This is a genomic window from Streptomyces kronopolitis (assembly GCF_014646275.1).
Taxonomy (GTDB): Bacteria; Actinomycetota; Actinomycetes; order Streptomycetales; family Streptomycetaceae; genus Streptomyces; species Streptomyces kronopolitis.
In genome coordinates, this window is record NZ_BMND01000005.1 from 86,892 (window position 1) to 105,562 (window position 18,671).

Consider the following 18,671-nt stretch of genomic DNA (forward strand, 5'->3'; position numbering starts at 1 on the left):
CCGTGCGGACCCCGCCGCCAGACTGCCCGGGGGGCACGCGGCTGTCCAGGGCGGTCGGGAGCCTTCGGCCTGCGCGGTGGTGAAGGTGGGGAGCGCGGGGCGCCCTTTCACCGCCGGTGCGGCGGCTCCTTCCGGCCGTCCCGTACGGCGCGTGTCCTGCCGTCCGCCCCCTACTGGTCGCCGGATGCCCGGTCCTCGTCGGCCAGTTGCCCGGCCAGCCGGTCCAGGAACGCCTGCTGGCCGGCCACCAGCCGCTCCCGCGCCTCGTGCGGCGGGAACCAGGCCACCCGGTCGATCTCCGGGAAGGTGGCGGTCACCCCGGACCCGCGCGGCCACTCCATCTCGAAGGTGCCGGGCACGATCCGCCGCGGATCGAGATCGCCCTCGACAGCCCAGACGGTCACCACCTTGCCGCTCGCCTGGCGGACGTCCCCCAGGGGGCGGTAGGGACCGGCGGGCGGCGGCATCCCCAGCTCCTCCGTGAACTCCCGCCGGGCGGCGTCCCACGCCTCCTCCGGCGGTACGTACTCCCCCTTGGGCACGGACCACGCCCGCGCGTCCCGGTGCTCCCACAACGGGCCGCCCATGTGCCCCAGGAGCACCTCGGTACCGGCCGCCGCCCGCCGGTACAGCAGCAGCCCGGCGCTGCGTTTCCCCGTCGTTCCCGTCCTTCCCGTCCTTCCCGCGCTTCCTGTCCTTCCCGCGCTTCCTGTCCTTCCCGCGCTTCCTGTCCTTCCCGCCACGGCGCTACCGTTCCCCGTCGCCGTGCGCGGCGCGCACCGTCTCGACGGTGTCCGCCTCGGCCGCCGTCTTGTCCTCCCGGTAGCGCAGCACCCGTGCGAAGCGCAGGGTCACGCCCGCCGGGTAGCGCGTGGAGGTCTGGAGTCCGTCGTAGGCGATCTCGACGACGAGTTCCGGACGCACCGTCACCACATGGCCGTCGTCCGCCACCGCGAGCTCCCGCAGCCGCTCGGTCTGCCAGCTCAGGGTGGCGTCGGTCAGCCCCTTGAAGGTCTTGCCCAGCATGACGAATCCGCCGTCCGCCGCGCGCGCCCCGAGGTGGAGGTTGGACAGCTTGCCGGTGCGCCGGCCGTGTCCCCACTCGGCGGCCAGCACCACCAGGTCGAGGGTGTGCACGGGCTTCACCTTGAGCCAGGCGGCGCCCCGGCGGCCTGCGCTGTAGGGGGCGTCCAGCGCCTTGACCACGACGCCCTCGTGACCCCGGCGCAGGGTCTCGGCCCAGAAGTCCTCGGCGGCCGCGCGGGCCGCGGCGTCGGACGGGTCCGCGACCACCCGGCGGCGCACCCGCAGGGGCTCGGGCACCAGGCGGGCCAGCTCCGCGTGCCGCCGGTCGGTGGGCAGTTCGAGCAGGTCACGGTCGTCGATCGCGAGCACGTCGAAGAAGACCGGGGACAGCGGCAGCGCGGCCTGCGCGGCGGAGACGTCCACCCGCGAACCGAACCGGCCCGCGACCCGTTGGAAGGGCAGCGGCCGGCCCGCGCCGTCCAGGGCGATCACCTCGCCGTCGAGGATGAACCGGCCGGCCGGCAACTCCCGTGCCAGGGCGGTGACCTCGGGGAGGCGGTCGGTGACCTCGTCCAGGGTGCGGGTGTGGATCCGTACCTCGCTCCCGTCGCGGTGCACCTGGACGCGGATGCCGTCGAGCTTCTCCTCCACGGCGCACGGGCCGAGCTTCTCGACGGCATCGGCGACGGACTTGGCGCTGTGCGCCAGCATCGGCCCGACGGGGCGGCCGACGGTGAGCCGGAAGGCCGCGAGCGCCCCGGGCCCCTCGGCGAGCAGCGCCCGGGCCACCTCCGGCAGCGACCCGGCCAGCATCACGGCCCGCCGGACGTCCGCCGCGGGCACCTGGGTGGCGGCGGCGAGCCCCTCGGCCGCGAGGGCATCCAGCGCGCCCTGCCGCACCTCACCGGTCAGCAGGCCGACCAGGAACCGCTGCTCCTGCTCGGTCGCCGCGGCCAGCAGGGCCCGCACGCGCCGGCGCCGCTCCGCCTGTGCCCCGGCGCCGGAGACCCGTGCCAGCGCGGTGAGCGCGGTGTCCACCTCGCGTACGGTCAGCGTGGCGTGCCCGGCGGGTGCGACCGGCTCGCGCAGTACACTCCAGCCGATCCCGATCCGCCCCTGGGGCAGCCGCCCGGCGAGGTAGGCGATGACCACCGGGACGTCCTCCGGGTCCGCGGCCCGGAAGAGTCCGGCCAGCAGGGCGGTCTTGCGCGAACGCGCCGAGGTCGCGGCGACATCCGCCGACACCTGTGCGAGGCCGGCCAGCAGCATAGGCCCATGGTGCCCCCGCGGCGGCGTTCCCGCTTCCCGGCCGGTAGCGGGCCCGCCGGTGTCCGGTCAGGGGGCGAGGTAGGAGTGGAAGACGTTGTCCGGGTCCCACTGCGCCTTGATCTCCTGGAGGCGGTCCCAGGCGGCGGGGGTGTACGAGCGCCGGGGCCGGTCCGCGCCGGCCTCCAGGTCGGTCTCGGCGATGTAGTGGCGGCCCTCGCCCCGCGGGTCGGCGGCGGCCATGACGTCGCGTAGCCACTGCTCGTTGGCCCGGTCCTCGTCCGGGTCCTGCCAGACCGCGTAGGGGACCAGGTAGGACGTGCCGAGCGGGGCGAAGGACATGTCCCGCAGCAGGGCGGGCTCCGTGGAGACCGGCCGCACGGGCGAGAGCACCAGCGACTTGCCGGAGGGGGCGCGGGCCACCACCTCGGCGATCCGGCCCAGTTGTGTCGGATAGCTCTCGTCCGACCACAGGGTGTCCGCCGCGTACCGGTGCAGCGGCGGCCAGAGGACCGCCGCGCCCTCGTGCAGGGTGGCGAAGGAGGTCGGCACGGGCGGCTGCCGGGTGAGGGTGGCGAAGGGGCAGTCGTCGAAGGGTGCCAGCGCCCGCAGCGCCTCCCGCTGCGTGGCCGCGAACGCGGTGGCACCGACCGTGAGCCGCAGCCCGGGTGTGCCGTCGCGCTCCGGCCCGGCGGGCTGGAGGACGAACGCCACCTCGACATACGGCGGGAGTCCGCTCGCAACCTGCTCGGTCCACTCGGTGACCCGGGCGAGCTCCGCCATGGGGAAGGTGAGGTTGGTCGTCATGATCGAGGCGGGGTGCGGGTGCAGGGCGAGGCGGAAGCGGGTGACGACCGCGCAGAACCCCGGCCCGGCACCCCGCGCGGCCCAGAAGAGGTCGGAGTGCTCGCGCTCGCTGCAGGTGACCGTCCGGCCGTCGGCGGTCACCGCCCGGATCTCCACCACGTCCGCGCAGGACACCCCCCAGGCGCGGGAGTTCCAGCCGAGGCCGCCGCTGAGCAGGAACCCGCCGACCGCCACACTGGGGCAGTGGCCGACGGGAAAGGCCAGGTCCTGCGGGGTGAGCGCGGCGACCAGTTCCTGGCCGGTGGCGGCGGGTTCGACCGTGGCGGTCGCCGGGGCGGTGGCGGTCGCGGGGGTCAGGCGGCACTCCCGCAGCCCGGAGAGGTCGAGCAGCAGGCTGTCGTCGCGCAGCGCCGAGCCGGACCAGTTGTGTCCGCCGGACCGCGGGGCCACCCGCAGCCCGTGCGCGCGGGCGTACCGCACGGCGTGTGCCACATCCGCCTCCGACGCGGCCCGCACGACGACCTCGGGGAACCGCCCGGGCAGCCGCGCGTTCCACACCGCACGGGAGCGGGTGGTCTCGTAGCCGGGGTCGCCGCGCCGGATCAGCGCGCCCTCGACCTCGTCGGGCCCCGGCTCCGGCTCCTCTGGACGCATCCCGGCCTCCTCACCAGATCTGGTGGGTGATCAGGCCGAAGACACCGATGCACACCAGGTAGCCGAGCACGACCACCCCGGTGCCCAGCACCTGGATGCGGCGGGTGGTGCAGCGGCCCGGCACCAGCCAGAAGGCGAGCGCCTTGTTCACCAGCGGCATCAGCAGCCAGGTCAGGGCGCTGACGCTCAGCACGTTGGACAGGAACAGGCCGATGTACTCGCGGATGGTGAGCTTCTGGAGCGCGATGCCCACGGTCAGGTTGAGCACCATCACCGTCGGATAGAGCGCCAGGACGACGGACATCGCCTGCTTCCAGTTGGGCGGCGCGTTGCCGCCCTTGCCGTGGTCGAACTGGAACCACCCGCTGAACGACGAGCCGACCTTGCGGACGTCGTAGGAGGCGAAGTGCTTGCTCCCCTCGTCCAGCAGGGCCTTGCGGGCGTCGGATCCCAGCCAGGCGTCGAGGTGTTCGCGGGAGTCGAAGCGGAAGACGACGACCCAGTGCTCCTGCACGCCCCGGACCGGCTTGAACAGCTCGGAGCCCATGAAGCCGGGCGCCTTCTCCTGCTCCACGAGCGTGCGCTCCTGCCAGTCGAGGAAGGCCTGCTCGTGTCCGGGCCGCACCTCGTGCGAGATGACGGCCGTGACCGCTTCCGGGGTCTGCTGGGCGGGGGTGCCGCCCTGCAGCACCTCCTGGCGCGGGGGTCCGTCGAAGAGTCCGGCCGCCTCGTGCAGCAAATCCTGCCGCCGGCCGGAATCCAGCCAGGCGGTCAGGTGGTCCATTCCGGAGAACCGGAATACAGTGACCCATTCATTTTCCTCGCCGGCGCCGGGCGGATATACCTCGGCGCCCACGAATCCCTCGAATTCACGGGCCGCCCGGTTCGTCTTGTCCTGCCACCGCTGGTAGTCATCCGCTCGTCCCTCGCGCACCTTTTGCGAGGTCACGACGGTGGCATTCTCGTCCGCTGAGGGACGGCTTGCACGGGAGCTCACCTTGAGTAGCCTAGTCCACAAGGGATTTATCGGGCAAATGGAGCATATAGCCCTACCGTTCCGCTGAGGAATCGATGCCGATCGGAGACCCCGTAATGGAACAGAAAGAACTCCTCGCAGAAGCCGTCCGGCTCGCCACGGAATCCGTGGAGAACGGCTGGGGCGGCCCGTTCGGCGCGGTCATCGCGCGCAACGGCACCATCGTCGCCCGCGGACAGAACCACGTTCTGCTGACCGGCGATCCCACCGCCCACGCCGAAGTCGAAGCGATCCGCAAGGCCGTGCAGGTCCTCAACCCGGACGCGCCGAGCATCTCCGTGGAGCGTCAGAACGAGAGCACCCTGGGCTACGTGCCCCGCCCCGAGGGATCACCGGACCCGCTCCCCGAGCGCGCCAAGATGCTCCAGGGCCACGAGATCTACATCAGCGGCGCCCCCTGCCCGATGTGCATGAGCGCCATCTACTGGGCGCGGATGGACGCGGTGTACTACAGCTGCGACCTGACCGACACCGCCAAGATCGGCTTCGATGACTCGTTCCAGTACGAGGACTTCGAGCGGCCGCTCTCCGAGCGCCGGATCAAGATCCAGCAGATCTACCCCGAGATGGGCGCCACCGCCTACTCGGCGTGGAACAACCGGAGGCTTCAGCACGCCTACTGACGCCCCCTCGGTACCGGCAGGCGCCGGGCCCCCGCCACACGCGGGGGCCCGGCGTCCGGCACGGGCACGGCCAGTGCGCCGGGCGCGGACCGCGTGGGCGCCGGTCTCACTCGTACATCACGTACTCCGGCTGCGGCCTGAGCGCCAGCACCTCCTTCGGCGTCATCAGCCGGCTGCCCTGGGCGTCCTCCTCGTAGAAGAGCTTGAAGCCGGTGTGCAGCCCCTGCGGCAGGTCGCGGACGAGCCGCTGCCAGGTCCCGCGCTTCAGGCCCGGTGAGCCGATGCCGTCGGCGCTCTTGATCAGCGCCACGCCGGGCTGCGGCCGCAGTGCGGACTGCTTCTGCACGACGGACGGGGCGACCTGGTGGAAGACCAGCGGCTTCTGCGGCAGATCGTGCGCCTCGACCAGGCCGGACAGATAGCGCGCCACCCGGGTCAGCTCCTGGCCGCTGGTCCGTCCGTAGGTGTCGCCCGGCACCTGGCCTCGACCCATCTCCCATTCCGGGTCGAGCGCGATCCCCACGTCGGGGTGGACCAGCCACTCGCGCAGCGCCTTGACCTCGTCGAGCACCGGGGCACGGCCCGGCTGGATGTTCAGCAGCAGCATGGCCCGCCGGTCGCGCGCCACGTCGTGGAAGCGCCGGATGGTGGCGGCGGGCGTCCGCGAACGGTAGGTGCCGTCCGGTCCCGCCGAGGCGTTGGCGACGGTCGCCAGGAGTTCGAGGACGGGCAGCGGCTCGCGCCCCGCGGCGTAGCGGTGTGCCACCTTCTCCACCTCGGCGGCCCGCTGCGCCGGTGTGCCGGTCCCGAGCCGGCCTAGCGCCGCGGCACCGGGCAGCCCGCAGAACCCGACCATGCGGTAGTGCGGGAACAGCTCCCTTCCTCCACGGGGGAGTTCGGGGCGGCTCCGCTTGTGCGGACGGGTCGGGTGGGCGGTCGCGGAGCCGGACGGGGCGGGGGCGCCGCTCCCGGCCGAAGGGGAACTCCCGGACGTACCGGCCCCGGTGGAGGGCGAGGAGCGCGAGCCGTCCGGCGGGGCCGCCTCGGGCGCCGAGCCCCCTCCGGAGGGAGTGCCTCCGCACCCGGTGAGCACGCCGAGCCCCGCCGCCGCGGTGACCGCGAGCATCCGCCGCCGGCTCGCGTCCGGCGACGGCACGGACCGGGCGGAGCGGCCGCCGGCCACCCGCGCCCCGGATATCCCGGAGCCGCTTCGGCCTGACACCTCGTCCGTCACACTGCCTCCGTCCCCCGGCGCCTGCGGCCGATGGCCGGCGCCGGCTGTCGTTCGGACAGGTCCTGCCCGTGCAGAGCGCATCTCCAGACCGCCCGCGGCAAAACCCGGGACGGAAACGATCAAGCCACGGCCGCCCCGCGTAGCGTGGGAACGTGATCAGGCCCCGACGCCTCGAACCCCTAGGCGGCTCCCCCGAAGCCGTCCGCCCCGGCACGCCCGTGCACCGCCTGTGGTACGCCGCCTACGGCTCCAACATGCACCGGGAGCGGCTGACCGCCTACCTGGCCGGCGGCCGCCCGGCCGGCGGGCTGCGCACCTACCCGGGCTGCCGGGACCCCCGCCCGCCGGCCCGTACAGCGGCGGTCATGCTCCCCGGGCTGCTGTACTTCGCCACCGAGTCGCAGGTGTGGACCGGCGGCCGGGCCTTCTACGATCCCACCGCGCCGTCCGGCGCCCCCGACCTGCCCGAACTCCCCGCTCACGCCTACCTGCTGACCACCGACCAGTTCTCCGACCTGGTGGCGCAGGAGATGGACCGGGAGCCCGGTGAGGATCTCGACCTGACGCCGGTCCTCACCCATGGGCGGGCCCGGATCGGTCCCGGCCGGTACGAGACCCTGGTGTGCCCCGGACTGCTGGACGGCGCTCCGGTCCTCACCTTCACGGCCCCCTGGCACCGCGAGGACATCGCCCCGAACGCCCCGTCGGCGGCCTATCTGCGGCACATCGGGGCCGGGATCCTCGCCGCCCACGGATGGAGCGTGCACCGGACCGCCCGGTATCTCGCCGGCTGCCCGGGAGCCGCCGGGCACTGGAGTGCCGGCGAGATCGCGGCGCTGCTCGGCACCGCTCCCTGAACGGCGCGCGGTGCGTGGCTGCTCCCCCGCCGCCCCGGTGCCGGGCACACTGGTGCCCTCCGGCCGGTGCTCCCGGCCCTGACGACGTCGGCGAGGAACGCGATGCGAAAGATCGTCCTGACCATGTCGGTGTCCCTCGACGGCTACATCGAGGGACCGCACCGCGACATCGAATGGCATCTGGTCGACGACGAGTTGCACCAGTACTTCAACGACCAGCTCCGGACGATGGGCGGCTTCCTGAGCGGACGGGTCACCCATGAGCTGATGGCCGGATTCTGGCCAACCGCGGATGCCGATCCGTCAGTCACCGGGCCCATGGCGGACTTTGCCGGGATCTGGCGGGACATGCCCAAGACCGTGTTCTCCCGGACCCTGGAGCGGGCCGACTGGAACACCACCGTCATGCACGACGTCGTCCCCGAGGAGATCCGGGCGCTCACCGCGCAGGAGGGCGGCGACCTGGCGCTGAGCGGCGCCGACCTCGCCGAGACCTTCCGCCGGCTCGATCTGATCGACGAGTACCGCCTCTACGTCCACCCCGTCCTCATCGGCCGCGGCAAGCCGCTGTTCCCCCCGTCGGACACCAAGGCCGACCTCCGCCTCATCGGGACCCGCGCCTTCGGCAACGGCGTCGTCCTCCTGCACTACCGGCGTGCCCGGGCGGAGTGACCCGCGCGCAGGTGGGCGGCGGTCGCCGTCGGCCCGACTTGCGCGGCCCCCTCGGATGGGGTTACTTCGAAGGGAGGTGTGGACGCAGCTTCCGTCTCCCCTGGGTAGGGGGTGCACACGTGCTGTTCACTGACCGCGCGGACGCCGGCCGCCGCCTCGCCGAGGCGCTGCGGCATCTGGAGGGGGAGGATCCCGTCGTGCTGGGCCTGCCCCGGGGCGGGGTCCCGGTAGCCTTCCAGGTGGCTCGGGCGCTCCACGCACCGCTCGATGTGATCGTGGTCCGCAAGCTCGGCGTGCCCTCCCAGCGGGAACTGGCCTTCGGCGCCATCGGCGAGGGCGGCGTGCGGGTGATCAGTGACGACATCGTCCGCCGCGGCCGGCTCGACGCGTCGGATCTGGCCTCCGTGGAGCATGCCGAGGCGGCGGAACTCGCCCGGCAGGCGGAGCGTTTCCGGGCCGGGCGGCAGCGGCTTCCCCTGGAGGGCCGCACGGCGATCGTGGTGGACGACGGGGTGGCCACCGGCTCCACCGCGGCGGCCGCGTGTGAGGTGGTGCGGGCCCAGGGCGCGGCCCGCGTGGTGCTGGCGGTGCCCGTGGCGCCGCCGGACGCGGCCGAGCGGCTGCGCGCCGCCCTCGATGAATTCGTCTGCCTGTCCACCCCGTTCGGCTTCTCCGCCGTCGGCGAGTGGTACCGGGACTTCTCCCAGACCCCGGACGACGAGGTCGTCTCACTGCTGTCGCGGGCCGCGGACGGTCCCGGGGCGGCGGACGGGCCGCGGACCGGCGGGGACGTGGCGGAGGAGGTCGCGATCGAGACCTCCGGGGTGCGCCTCACCGGTGACCTCACGGTGCCGGCGGGCGCCGGGGCGGTGGTGATGTTCGCACACGGCTCGGGCAGCAGCCGGCACAGCCCGCGCAACCGGCTGGTCGCCACCGCGCTCCAGGAGGCGGGCCTGGGCACGCTGCTGTTCGATCTGCTCACCCCGGCCGAGGAGGGCAACCGGGCGAAGGTCTTCGACATCGAGACCCTCGCCGGGCGGCTGGCCGGCGCCACCGGCCGGCTGCGCGACCGCACCGGCCTCCCGATCGGCTATTTCGGGGCGAGCACCGGAGCCGCGGCGGCGCTGCGGGCCGCCGCCGACCCCGGCGCGGACGTCGGCGCGGTGGTCTCCAGGGGCGGGCGTCCCGACCTCGCCGGAACGGGGCTGCCCGGCGTACGGGCGCCGACGCTGCTGATCGTGGGCGGTGACGACACCATGGTCATCGATCTCAACCGCGCGGCGCAGGCGGCGCTGCGCTGCGAGAACCGGCTGGAGATCGTCCCCGGCGCCACCCATCTCTTCGAGGAACCCGGTGCCCTCCAGGAGGTCTCCGAGCTGGCGCGGGACTGGTTCCTCCGCCACCTGGTGAAAGGGGCGTAGCGCCCTCAGCCGAGGTCGAGTTCGCCCATCTTGCTCCAGCCGTCCGCACCCTCGATGGTGGTGCTGACGATGTCGGGGGTGTGCCGCAGCAGCGGGCGCATCCGCTCGATTCCGGCGCGGAAGTGGTCGGAATTGACGTGCGCTTCGGCCGCGTCGTCCTGGAATGCCTCGACCAGGACATAGGTGTTCGGGTCGGCAATGCTGCGGGACCATTCGAACCACAGGTTGCCGGGCTCGGCGCGGGTGGCGCTGGTGAAGGATTCGACGTGCTGCGGCCACTCGTCGGCGTACTCGGGCTTCACGGGGAACTTGACGACGATGAAGATCATCCAGCGATTCTAGGTCACCGGCGGTGGGATCCGCCGACCCGGTCCGCGCTCCCCCGTCCCCTTCCGCGATTGCCCGATTCCGCGGAGATTCCGCGGACCCGGCTCACCGGCTTTGTGCGGCGGGGCCGTCCGCCGGGGTGTGGCGCAGCGATCTGACGAGCAGCACCCCCACCACGATCAGCGCCACACCCAGCCAGGTCGGCCCGCCGCCGGCGGCGAGCACCACGATGCCCACCGGGGTCAGATAGCCCGCCAGCGGGATGAGCATGCTGCTCACCGGGGGCTCCGGCGGGCCGGGGATGTTCTGCTCCTGCCGCACTCGGGCCCGTACGACGTCCGGATACCAGTGGGTGAACTGCAGCGCGACGATAATCGCCGCGATCTGGATGACCCAGCCCGTCCAGAGGTTATTGGGGTTGTGCAGCACGAGGTCGCCGAAGGCACCGGCTATCGCCGCGACGCCGAATGCCGCGCCCCATACACCGGTGATGTAGTAATTGGTCCGCAGGAATGCCGGATCGTGCCAGCGTTCACGGGGCACCTCTTCCCGGGCGTACTGCACGGTGAACGGCACCCGTATCGCCATGGAGCCGAGGGCGATCACCAGCAGCGCGATATTCGAGATCTCCCCGGAATAGTTCTCCAGCCAGCGATGGGTGCCCGCGGAGGCGACGGCGCCGATGACGGCCATCACCGCGAAGAAGACCACATCGGCCACTTCGAGGATTTTGAAGGACGTGCCGGGATGGCGGATGCGGCCCATGATGACGATCGCGACGGCCAGCGCGAGGGCGATCCCGACCGCCAGCTCGTAGCGGCCCTGCCCGACGACGACGGACATGGCGATCCAGGGCGACATACCGATGACGGGGCTGTCGAGAAACTGCGACAGCCGTCCGTCCGTGGTGGTTTCCTGCCGGCCGGGTGCCATGGCAACAGCCCCTCTCCGGTGCAACTCCTTTCACGTTAAACCGCTGCCCCGGCTCCCTCCACTCGGGCGCCGGACGGACCGGAGGCACGGCGGCGGGCGCGCTCGCGGGCCTGCGGCACGGGCCGAGGGAGGTCCGGGGGGCGCCTCGGGGATCGGCTCAGGGGCGGTTCAGGGAGGGGTCGGGGTGTTCCCGGAGGGCGGTGCGGCCGGGAAGCGGAAGGCTGTCCGGCATGAGGTGTTCTTCCCTGTCCGGCAGGTCAGTTGCCGCCCGGTCCCCGCTCGTGAAGGTGTGGGGCCGGGTCCGGCGGCGCGGCCGCGCGCCCGCCGACATGACGGTGGGCTCCCGGTCTCCGCTGCGACACGGACACCAGGAGCCCACGGGCGCCCCCTCGGCGGGGGCGGGTCACCGTCCCGGCTTCAGGACTGCGGCCGCTTGCCGTGGTTGGCACCGTTCTTGCGGCGGGCCTTCTTCTTACGACGGCGCTTCGATGACATGTCGTCCCCTTCCTCGGAGTCTCAGCGATAGGTTTCGCCGAATTTCTACCACTTCACAACGGTATCTCGCCCGGCGATCACGAGGCCGCGTACCCGGACCCGCGCCGCTCACCCCGCCCCGAGGTGTGAATCAGCCCACGAAATCCCTGCTCGGGCGGGTGCGCGCGGCGGTCTCACAGGTCGGCGTCCTCCCCCAAGTAGAGCCTGGCGAACGCCTTTCCCGCAGCCTCGGAACCCAGCAGCCGCCGCAGCCGCGCCGTCGCCGTACCCGCCCGGAAGCGGTCACCGGAGGAGGCGCCGTGCAGCACCTCCGACAGCCACTGCGAGAACTCCAGGTACTGCCAGACCCGCCGCAGACACGCCTGCGAGTAGCCGGCGAGACCGCTACCGTCGCCCCGGTAGTGCGCGATCAGCGCGTCAGCGAGCAGCAGGGCGTCGTGGAGCGCGAGGTTCATGCCCTTCGCGGCGATCGGCGCGACCAGGTGCGCCGCGTCGCCCGCCAGGTACAGGCGGCCGTGGACCATCGGCTCCACCACGTAGTTGTGCATGTCCAGGACCACCTTTTCGAGCAGTGGCCCCTCGGCGACCGGCGGGGCGCCCGCGGCGGCGAGCCGGGTGCGCAGCTCGTCCCACACCCGGGCATGCGACCAGTCGTCGGCGCCCTCGCCGGGCGCGATCTGGAGGTAGTAGCGGGTGACCTCGGGGCTGCGGGCCATGTGGGCACCCAGTCCGCGCTCGTGGATGCCAAAGATCACGCCGTCCGCGGACGGCGGCGCCTCGGCGAGGAGGGCGAGCCAGGCAACTCCGTGGTCGTGGCGGGACAGGACCGTGCGGCCGTCGGGTATCGACGCCCGGCTGACCCCGCGCGCGCCGTCGCAGCCCGCGATGAAGTCGCACTCGATCCGGTGCCGCTCGCCGGTCACCGGGTCGGTGTAGGACACCGCGGGCCGGTCGCCGTCGATGTCGTGCAGCCGCACCTCCCGTACCCCGAAGCGCACCTCGCCGCCCGCCGTGTCGGCGTAGGAGGCGACCAGGTCGGTGACCAACAGCGGCTGCGGATAGACGAAGTGACGCCGCCCCGACAGCTCCGCGGTCCGCACGGTGTGCCGCTCCCCCTCGAAGCGGAACTCGAACTCGCCCTGCGTCTCGGCCCGTTCGAGCAGTCGGTCGGCCAGCCCGTGCCGGGCCAGCGCGCGTACCACCCGCTCCTCCATGAACCCGGCCCGCGGCCGCTGCTCGATGAACTCCCGGCTCTCCGCCTCCAGCACCACGCAGTCGACCCCGGCGGCGCGCAGCAGATTCGCCACGGTGAGCCCGGCCGGGCCCGCGCCGACGATGACGACGCCGGTGCGGGTGAGGGGGAGGGAGGGGGTGGAGGAGGACACGTCGCGGTGTTCCCTTCGGAGCGGGGAGAAAGATCGCAGGCAGTATGGCGGTTGACGGCGGCGGCCGAGCGGGCGCCCCGGCGATCAGCCGGCGATCACCCCGCTGTTCCCGCGCGGTCACCCTGCGTCGTCCGGCCGACCGGGTCTGCCGGGCGCACGGGGCGGGACAGGTGTAAGGAAGAGATATGAGCGTCCGGCGCGCTGTCACCTCTCCCGGCGGACCCTGGCGGCTGGGCCGTGGGCTGATCGCCCTCCCGCTGGTGCTCATCGCGGTGATCACGGTGATCGACATCGACAGCCCGACGACCATCCATCTGGGACCCTTCCTGGTGGCGGCGCCCGCGATCACCGCGTCGTTCGCCGGTCCCGGCGTCACCGGCGCGGTCGGCGTGCTGGCCGTGGGGGCCCAGGTCCTCATCGGCCAGCTGCACGGCGGGCTGCTGACCCCGAACCATGAGGCCCAGATCGCCGCCCTCGTCGTGATCTCCATCATCGTCACGCTCTTCCGCCACCTCCGCGACCGGCGCGAGCGGCAACTGCACCAGATACGGTCGGTGGCCGCCGCGGCGCAGGAGGTGCTGCTGCGGCCGCTGCCGCAACGGGCCGGACCGCTGCGGATCGCGTCCATGTATCTGGCGGCGGAGGCCGAGGCCCGGATCGGCGGCGACCTGTATGCGGCGGTGCCGGCACCGGGCGCGATCCGGCTGGTCGTCGGTGATGTCCGCGGCAAGGGGCTGTCCGCCGTCGGAGAGGCCACGGTGCTGGTCGGTGCCTTCCGCGGGTCCGCCTACCGCAACCTCTTGCTGCCCGGCATCGCGGAGCACCTGGGCAATTCCGTGTACTGGAACGCGACCCACCTCGAAGGCGCCGATCCCGACACCGCGGAGTCCTTCGTCACCGCCGTGATCGTCGATGTCCGCACCGACGGCCCGTTCATCGAGCTGGTGAACTGCGGGCACCCGCCGCCACTGCGGCTGCGGAACGGCACCGTCGAGGCGCTGGAGGTCGCCGAGCCCGCCCTCCCCCTGGGCCTGAGCGCCGCCGCGGAGAGCGACTTCCGGGTGGAGCGGTTCGACTTCGCCCCCGGCGACCTGCTGTTGCTCCACACCGACGGGGTCATCGAAGCACGCGACCACACCGGCACGTTCTATCCGCTGCTCGACCGCCTCACTTCCTGGAACGAGACCGACCCCGCGGCCCTGATACGCCGCCTCCGCCACGATCTGCTCGGCTACGCCGGCGGCACCCTCGGCGACGACGCGGCCGCCGTCGCGATCGCGGCATCCCCGGAGACCGCGAAGTAGCGGCTGGGGCGGGGCGGTTCGGTCCGGAGCGCGGCTGGGCTGGGCTGGGCTGGGCCGGAGTGGTATACCGCCCTGCGCGGCCGGACCGGGTCGGACCCCCGGCCGGACCGAGGCGGACTCCCTCCGGCCGGACCGCGGCGGACCCCTGGTCAGACCAGGGCGGACCCCCGGGCCCTTGCGCGGCCGGATAGCCGCGGGTCAGTCCCCGCTCCCGTCCACCGGGAGCACCTCACAGCCCGTGTCGCCCGGCGCGCCCGTGCCTCCGGGCTTGCCCGTGCCTCCCCGCGTCCCCGTGCCTCCCCGCGTGCCCGTCCTGTCCACCGTGACCAGGAGCAGCGCGGCGACGATCAGCACGGCCTGTACGGCGAAGGCGGCCGACACCCCGACCCGGTCGGACAGTGCGCCCAGTGCCAGCGGCGCCGCCATGATCGCGGAGTTCACCACGAGTTGGTTGCGGGCGGCGGCGAGGTCGGAGCGGTCCGGCGCGGCGGCGATGGCATGCGAGAAACTGAGCGGGAAGAGATTGGCCACCCCCGCCCCCGCGACCAGCAGCGCACCGCAGGACAGCACCAGCGCGTGCGAGGACCACAACACGCCCAGTCCCGCCGCGGTGAGCAGGAGGGAACCGGTCAGCAACCGGGGCGCCCTGCCCTGGTCGGCCACCAGCCGGCTGCCCGCCGTGCGCCCGGTCAGGATGCCCACGGCGAAGAGGGTCATGAGGCTGGCCGCCTGGCTGACGCCCAGGCCCAGACGGCTCACCAGCAGGGGCGCCCCGTAGAAGACGGTCCCGAACTCGATCCCCGCCGCGGCCCCCAGAGCTGCGGAGCGCAGCCAGAAACGGCCGGGCAGACGCCCCGGACGCACGGCGTCCGCGGCGGGGCCCCGGCCGGGCAAGGGCCTGCCCCGGCCCAGAAGGAAGAGGACGGCGAAGACCGCGACCGGCAGCGTCAGGCCCGCGCGCCAGCCGGCGTCCGTGCCGCCCAGCGAACCGATCAGGGCCGGCGCGAGCACCGCGGCCAGGCTCGCGGCCGCGTTCGCCTCCACCAGCGCCCGGTCGCGGTGCGCGGAGTGGTGGACGGAGAGCAGCGCCAGGCTGGACGTCTGGAGCATGGGCCCGGTGACACCCAGCAGGGCCGTGGCGGCGAGGGTGAACGCGACGGTGCTGCCGATGGCCAGCAGTACGACGCCGCATGCGGTGCCGAGCACGGACAGCCAGAACAGCCGGTGCCGGCCGAGGCGGCGCAGGGCCTGGGTGAAGAAGAGACCGGACAGCACGCTGCCGGCGGCGAACGTGGTGGAGTGCAGGCTCATGACCAGGTAGCTGAAGTCCAGGTCACGCCGGAGAAGAGTGAGGAAGGGGGCGAGGGCGTACAGGCAGTAGGCGTACGCCGCCAGGCTGGTGTACCCCAGGGCGGTGATGCGGTCGCGCCGGAACCCCGGCCCGCGGCGGTGGGCGGAGGGGTCGAACGGGGCGGCCCCGACCGTCCCGCGCGGGGCGGTGGGTCCGCGTCGTCGCGGGACGGTCATGGGTCAACAGCCCCCGGCGACGGCGGGAATGACGGTGATGCGCGATCCGTCCGGGGTGGCCGTCCGCAGGCTGTCCGCCGCGCGGATGTCCTCGTCCTCCACGTAGACGTTGATGAAGCGGCGCAGCTTCCCGTCGTCGTCCAGGATGCGTGCGCAGATTCCCGGGAAGTCGCCTTCGAGCGCGGTGAACGCCTCGCCGACGGTGCCGGTGTTCAGCGACACCTCCGCCGCGCCGGCGGTGTAGGTGCGCAGGACCGTGGGAATCCGGACTGTCACCGGCATGGTGAGCCCCCTTCTGGGTCGGTTGCCGTGGTGGGGGGCACCGGCCGGTGCCCCGTGGTGGAGCCGATGTGCAGGTCTTCCCGGTCCGCCACGGTGAGCACCGCCCCGGCCGGCTGCCGGCGGAAGGACACCGCCTCGAAGCCGGGGACGGCATGGCGGGCCCCGCTCGCCCGCAGCGGCGCCGGGTCGAGCCGGCTCACCGCGACGCAGGTGGCGCCGGCCGCGGTGGCCGCCCGCACCCCGCCGGAGGTGTCCTCGAAGACCAGGCAGGCGGCGGGCGGGAGTTCCAGGCGGCGGGCCGCCAGCAGATAGCAGTCCGGTGCGGGCTTGCCGCGGGCGGATTCGCCCCAGGTCACGGTGGTGGCGAAGAGCCCCGCCAGCCCGAGCGTCCGCAGCGCGCGGTCCGCTCGGGTGGCCGAGGCCCCGGTGACGAGGGCGAGCGGTACGCCCGCACCGGCCAGGTCGTGCACCAGCTCGGAGGCATGGGGAACCGGCGTGAACGCCAGGCCGGGCTCGGACTCGCGCACCCGGGTCAGGACCTTCGCCCGGTCGGGCGGCGCGAGCGGGGCGAACACGGTCTCGACGGTGTGCTCGGGGACGCAGCCGTAGACGTGCGCCGCGAAGTCCCGTTCGCCGATGGTCAGTCCGTGTTCCGAGGCCAGCTGGTTCCACAGGTCGGCGATGGCTTGGTCCGTATCGACCAGGACGCCGTCCATGTCGAACAGCACGCCAGAAAACTGCACGGTGATACCTCCGTTGTGCCTTACTTGTCGAGCGGGCCGACCAGGTCCTGGTCGGCCGCGAGACGCCCGGCCTCCACGGCCAGTCGCATCGATTCCGCGAGCTTGGTGGGTGACGGGGCCTGCGCCACGGCCGTGTTGACCAGTACGGCGTCGGCACCCAGCTCCATCGCGCGGACGACCTGGGCGGGAGTGCCCAGGCCGCCCTCCAGGACCACCGGTATGGAGACGGCGGCCATGGTCTCCCGCACCGCGCGCTCGTCCACCACGCCACGGGCGCTGGCGACGGGCGAACACATGACGCGGACGGCGGCACAGCCGGCCTGCTCCAGCGCGACGGCCGTGGCGGGGTCGGGCAGGATGAACGGCAGGACGTCGAAGCCCTCCGCGATCAGCTCCGCCGCCGCCGTGACGGTCTGGGCGTTGTGCGGCAGGTTGTCCGAGGGGCGTACGTCGAGCTTCATGATGTCGATGCCGTAGGAGTCCCGCAGCCGGCGCGCGGTGAGCAGCGCGTCCTGCCGGGAGCGGGCGAAGGACGTGGTGCCGATCCACACGTAGTCGTCCAGCCCGACGGCCTCGTCCAGGTCCGACATCAGCAGGCTGGGCTTGGTCTGCTCCAGGTCGAAGGTGGTGATGAAGACATCGCACGCCGCGCTGCGCAGGACCTCGCTGACGAGGGTGGGGTCGGTGTACTGCTCAATGCCGAGGATGAGCCGGGACCGGAATTCGCGACCGCGGAGAGAGAGCCAGGGCTCAGCGGTAACAGCAGTGCCCAGGGCAGCCGTTGACATAAGTTCTCCTTTGAGTGTGCGAAAGAGCGGTGGCATGGAACGAGTGGAATCAGTGGCACCGAACATCTATTCCGCTCACGAATACGTCCCTCATTCCGCGGCTGCCGAACTCTCCACTCATCGAGTTGTCGCCCGCGGCGTGAATCGACGGACCGGATCTTGGTCTCGCCACCCCCAACTGTCAACTGTAAAAGGCGAGTTAGAGGAACCGTTCAGTCCGTTCCTGGGCCGCCTCTACCCCTGCGACCTGCGGCGTCTCCGTCACGGACCCGCAGCGCACGCACCACCGGAGGACCCACCGCGCGCCCCGTCCCCGAAAATTCCGGGATCCGACGGCTCGGATCAATACCCTGACCTGGGATTCAACTTCTGTTCACACCCTGCCGAGCACAGAACACCGAAAGCACCCACCGACATTGACCAAGAGGACCTCCCCATTGGCTGGATACCTCCGCTGAATGCCTGGACCGCAATGGCTGAACGAAGGATTCCGTACGCGCCGCATCCTGTGCTTCCACAACGAAACCGGCGGCCCGGTCGCCCTGGAAGAGCGCCGGACCGCCGGCCGTTCGCGCGCCGGGGACTTGCGGATGACCGCCGCTACGCGCGGCCCGTGAGGCTGGCGAACACCACCAGGTTGTCGGGGTAGTAGTGCTTGCCCTGGTCGTAGCGGCCGCCGCAGGTGATCAGCCGGAGTCCGGCGTGATCGAGGTTCTTGTAGACCTCGAGCGTGGGGAACTTGTTCTTCGGGTACTGGGCGACGCGGTCGACGGTGAACTTCGCCGTGCTGCCGTCCTGCCGGGTGACCTCGATCGCGTCACCGGCCTTCATCCTCGACAGCGCGTGGAACACCGCCGGCCTGCCGTTCCAGGTGACATGACCGGCGATCACGGCCGGCCCCTGCGAGCCGGGCGTCGGCCCCGGCTCGTACCAGCCCGCCTTGTCGGGGTCCCGGGGCGTCTGCATGGCGCCGTTCTTGTGCTGGCCCAGCGACTCCAGCGGGGAGGACACCTGGAGCGCGGGGATGGAGAGCCGTTCCGGAGCCGACTTCGGCATCGCGGCCGCGGGCTTCCCGGCGGCTTCTCCCCCCGGCGCGCCGTCGTGGGACGGCTGACCGCCGCCCTGAGCGGGCTGCTCCACGGGGGCCGACCGGGGCGGCGCGTCCGGCCCACCGCACCCGGCGACGAGCACGGACGCCACCGCCGCGGCGACCGCATACGCGGTGGCACGGCGACCCCGCCGGCCGGCGGTGCGCACGGAGTCCCCACTCCGGCGCTTCACAAGGCTCTCG

19 protein-coding genes are annotated in these 18,671 nt (G+C 72.7%); 5 read left to right on the top strand and 14 right to left on the bottom strand.

Annotation, left to right across the window (positions count from 1 at the left end):
- Nucleotides 1–170: 170 nt before the first annotated feature.
- From IEY78_RS08335 to IEY78_RS08350, 4 genes are all read right to left on the bottom strand, one after another.
- On the bottom strand, nt 171–638 hold the full coding sequence (locus IEY78_RS08335; RefSeq protein ID WP_189097139.1) for an NUDIX hydrolase: 468 nt from the start codon (nt 636–638) through the stop codon (nt 171–173).
- 109 nt (nt 639–747) lie between these two features.
- Nucleotides 748–2,295 (bottom strand): ATP-dependent DNA ligase, encoded by a 1,548-nt coding sequence (locus IEY78_RS08340; protein ID WP_189096964.1) that lies wholly within the window; start codon nt 2,293–2,295, stop codon nt 748–750.
- Between the two features lie 66 nt (nt 2,296–2,361).
- Nucleotides 2,362–3,753: an FAD-binding oxidoreductase gene (locus tag IEY78_RS08345; RefSeq protein WP_189096965.1), complete on the bottom strand. Its 1,392-nt coding sequence runs from the start codon at nt 3,751–3,753 to the stop codon at nt 2,362–2,364.
- A gap of 10 nt (nt 3,754–3,763) precedes the next feature.
- Nucleotides 3,764–4,702 carry an antibiotic biosynthesis monooxygenase gene (locus tag IEY78_RS08350; protein WP_189096966.1) on the bottom strand — a complete coding sequence of 313 codons (939 nt, stop codon included), beginning with the start codon at nt 4,700–4,702 and terminating at the stop codon, nt 3,764–3,766.
- 143 nt (nt 4,703–4,845) lie between these two features.
- Here IEY78_RS08350 and IEY78_RS08355 point away from each other — a divergent pair, with 143 nt between their 5' ends.
- Nucleotides 4,846–5,412, top strand: a complete 567-nt coding sequence (locus IEY78_RS08355; RefSeq protein WP_189096967.1) for a nucleoside deaminase — start codon at nt 4,846–4,848, stop codon at nt 5,410–5,412.
- A 106-nt stretch (nt 5,413–5,518) separates the two neighbouring features.
- Here IEY78_RS08355 and IEY78_RS08360 read toward each other — a convergent pair whose 3' ends face one another.
- A complete protein-coding gene (locus IEY78_RS08360) occupies nt 5,519–6,634 on the bottom strand; it encodes a hypothetical protein (protein WP_229699786.1) in 1,116 nt (371 codons plus the stop codon).
- 164 nt (nt 6,635–6,798) lie between these two features.
- Between IEY78_RS08360 and IEY78_RS08365 the strand changes: the two genes are divergently transcribed.
- From IEY78_RS08365 to IEY78_RS08375, 3 genes are all read left to right on the top strand, one after another.
- Nucleotides 6,799–7,503, top strand: a complete 705-nt coding sequence (locus IEY78_RS08365) for a histone deacetylase (RefSeq protein ID WP_189096968.1) — start codon at nt 6,799–6,801, stop codon at nt 7,501–7,503.
- Between the two features lie 102 nt (nt 7,504–7,605).
- The gene (locus IEY78_RS08370) at nt 7,606–8,175 is read left to right on the top strand and encodes a dihydrofolate reductase family protein (protein WP_189096969.1); all 570 of its coding nucleotides are present in this window, start codon (nt 7,606–7,608) and stop codon (nt 8,173–8,175) included.
- A 119-nt stretch (nt 8,176–8,294) separates the two neighbouring features.
- A complete protein-coding gene (locus IEY78_RS08375; RefSeq protein WP_189096970.1) occupies nt 8,295–9,596 on the top strand; it encodes a phosphoribosyltransferase family protein in 1,302 nt (433 codons plus the stop codon).
- 5 nt (nt 9,597–9,601) lie between these two features.
- Here the strand turns inward: IEY78_RS08375 and IEY78_RS08380 are convergent, their stop codons facing one another.
- From IEY78_RS08380 to IEY78_RS08390, 4 genes are all read right to left on the bottom strand, one after another.
- Nucleotides 9,602–9,925 (bottom strand): putative quinol monooxygenase, encoded by a 324-nt coding sequence (locus IEY78_RS08380; RefSeq protein ID WP_189096971.1) that lies wholly within the window; start codon nt 9,923–9,925, stop codon nt 9,602–9,604.
- A gap of 103 nt (nt 9,926–10,028) precedes the next feature.
- Nucleotides 10,029–10,856 carry a hypothetical protein gene (locus IEY78_RS08385; protein ID WP_189096972.1) on the bottom strand — a complete coding sequence of 276 codons (828 nt, stop codon included), beginning with the start codon at nt 10,854–10,856 and terminating at the stop codon, nt 10,029–10,031.
- Nucleotides 10,857–11,273: 417 nt separating this feature from the next.
- The gene (locus tag IEY78_RS35105; RefSeq protein WP_370454205.1) at nt 11,274–11,351 is read right to left on the bottom strand and encodes a 50S ribosomal protein bL37; all 78 of its coding nucleotides are present in this window, start codon (nt 11,349–11,351) and stop codon (nt 11,274–11,276) included.
- Between the two features lie 173 nt (nt 11,352–11,524).
- Entirely contained in the window at nt 11,525–12,736 is a 1,212-nt protein-coding gene (locus tag IEY78_RS08390) for a 4-hydroxybenzoate 3-monooxygenase (RefSeq protein ID WP_189096973.1), read from the bottom strand.
- 185 nt (nt 12,737–12,921) lie between these two features.
- Between IEY78_RS08390 and IEY78_RS08395 the strand changes: the two genes are divergently transcribed.
- On the top strand, nt 12,922–14,040 hold the full coding sequence (locus IEY78_RS08395) for a PP2C family protein-serine/threonine phosphatase (RefSeq protein WP_189096974.1): 1,119 nt from the start codon (nt 12,922–12,924) through the stop codon (nt 14,038–14,040).
- A gap of 198 nt (nt 14,041–14,238) precedes the next feature.
- Here the strand turns inward: IEY78_RS08395 and IEY78_RS08400 are convergent, their stop codons facing one another.
- The 5 genes from IEY78_RS08400 to IEY78_RS08420 form a co-directional block, all read right to left on the bottom strand.
- Entirely contained in the window at nt 14,239–15,567 is a 1,329-nt protein-coding gene (locus tag IEY78_RS08400) for an MFS transporter (protein ID WP_189096975.1), read from the bottom strand.
- Between the two features lie 3 nt (nt 15,568–15,570).
- A complete protein-coding gene (locus IEY78_RS08405; RefSeq protein ID WP_189096976.1) occupies nt 15,571–15,849 on the bottom strand; it encodes a MoaD/ThiS family protein in 279 nt (92 codons plus the stop codon).
- Nucleotides 15,840–16,592, bottom strand: coding sequence for an HAD family hydrolase (locus IEY78_RS08410; RefSeq protein ID WP_189096977.1), 753 nt, complete (start codon nt 16,590–16,592; stop codon nt 15,840–15,842). Before IEY78_RS08410 ends, IEY78_RS08405 begins: the two co-directional genes overlap by 10 nt.
- Before the next feature lie 20 nt (nt 16,593–16,612).
- On the bottom strand, nt 16,613–17,380 hold the full coding sequence (locus tag IEY78_RS08415; protein ID WP_189096978.1) for a HisA/HisF-related TIM barrel protein: 768 nt from the start codon (nt 17,378–17,380) through the stop codon (nt 16,613–16,615).
- A gap of 600 nt (nt 17,381–17,980) precedes the next feature.
- Nucleotides 17,981–18,661: a class F sortase gene (locus IEY78_RS08420; RefSeq protein WP_189097141.1), complete on the bottom strand. Its 681-nt coding sequence runs from the start codon at nt 18,659–18,661 to the stop codon at nt 17,981–17,983.
- Between the last annotated feature and the right edge of the window lie 10 nt (nt 18,662–18,671).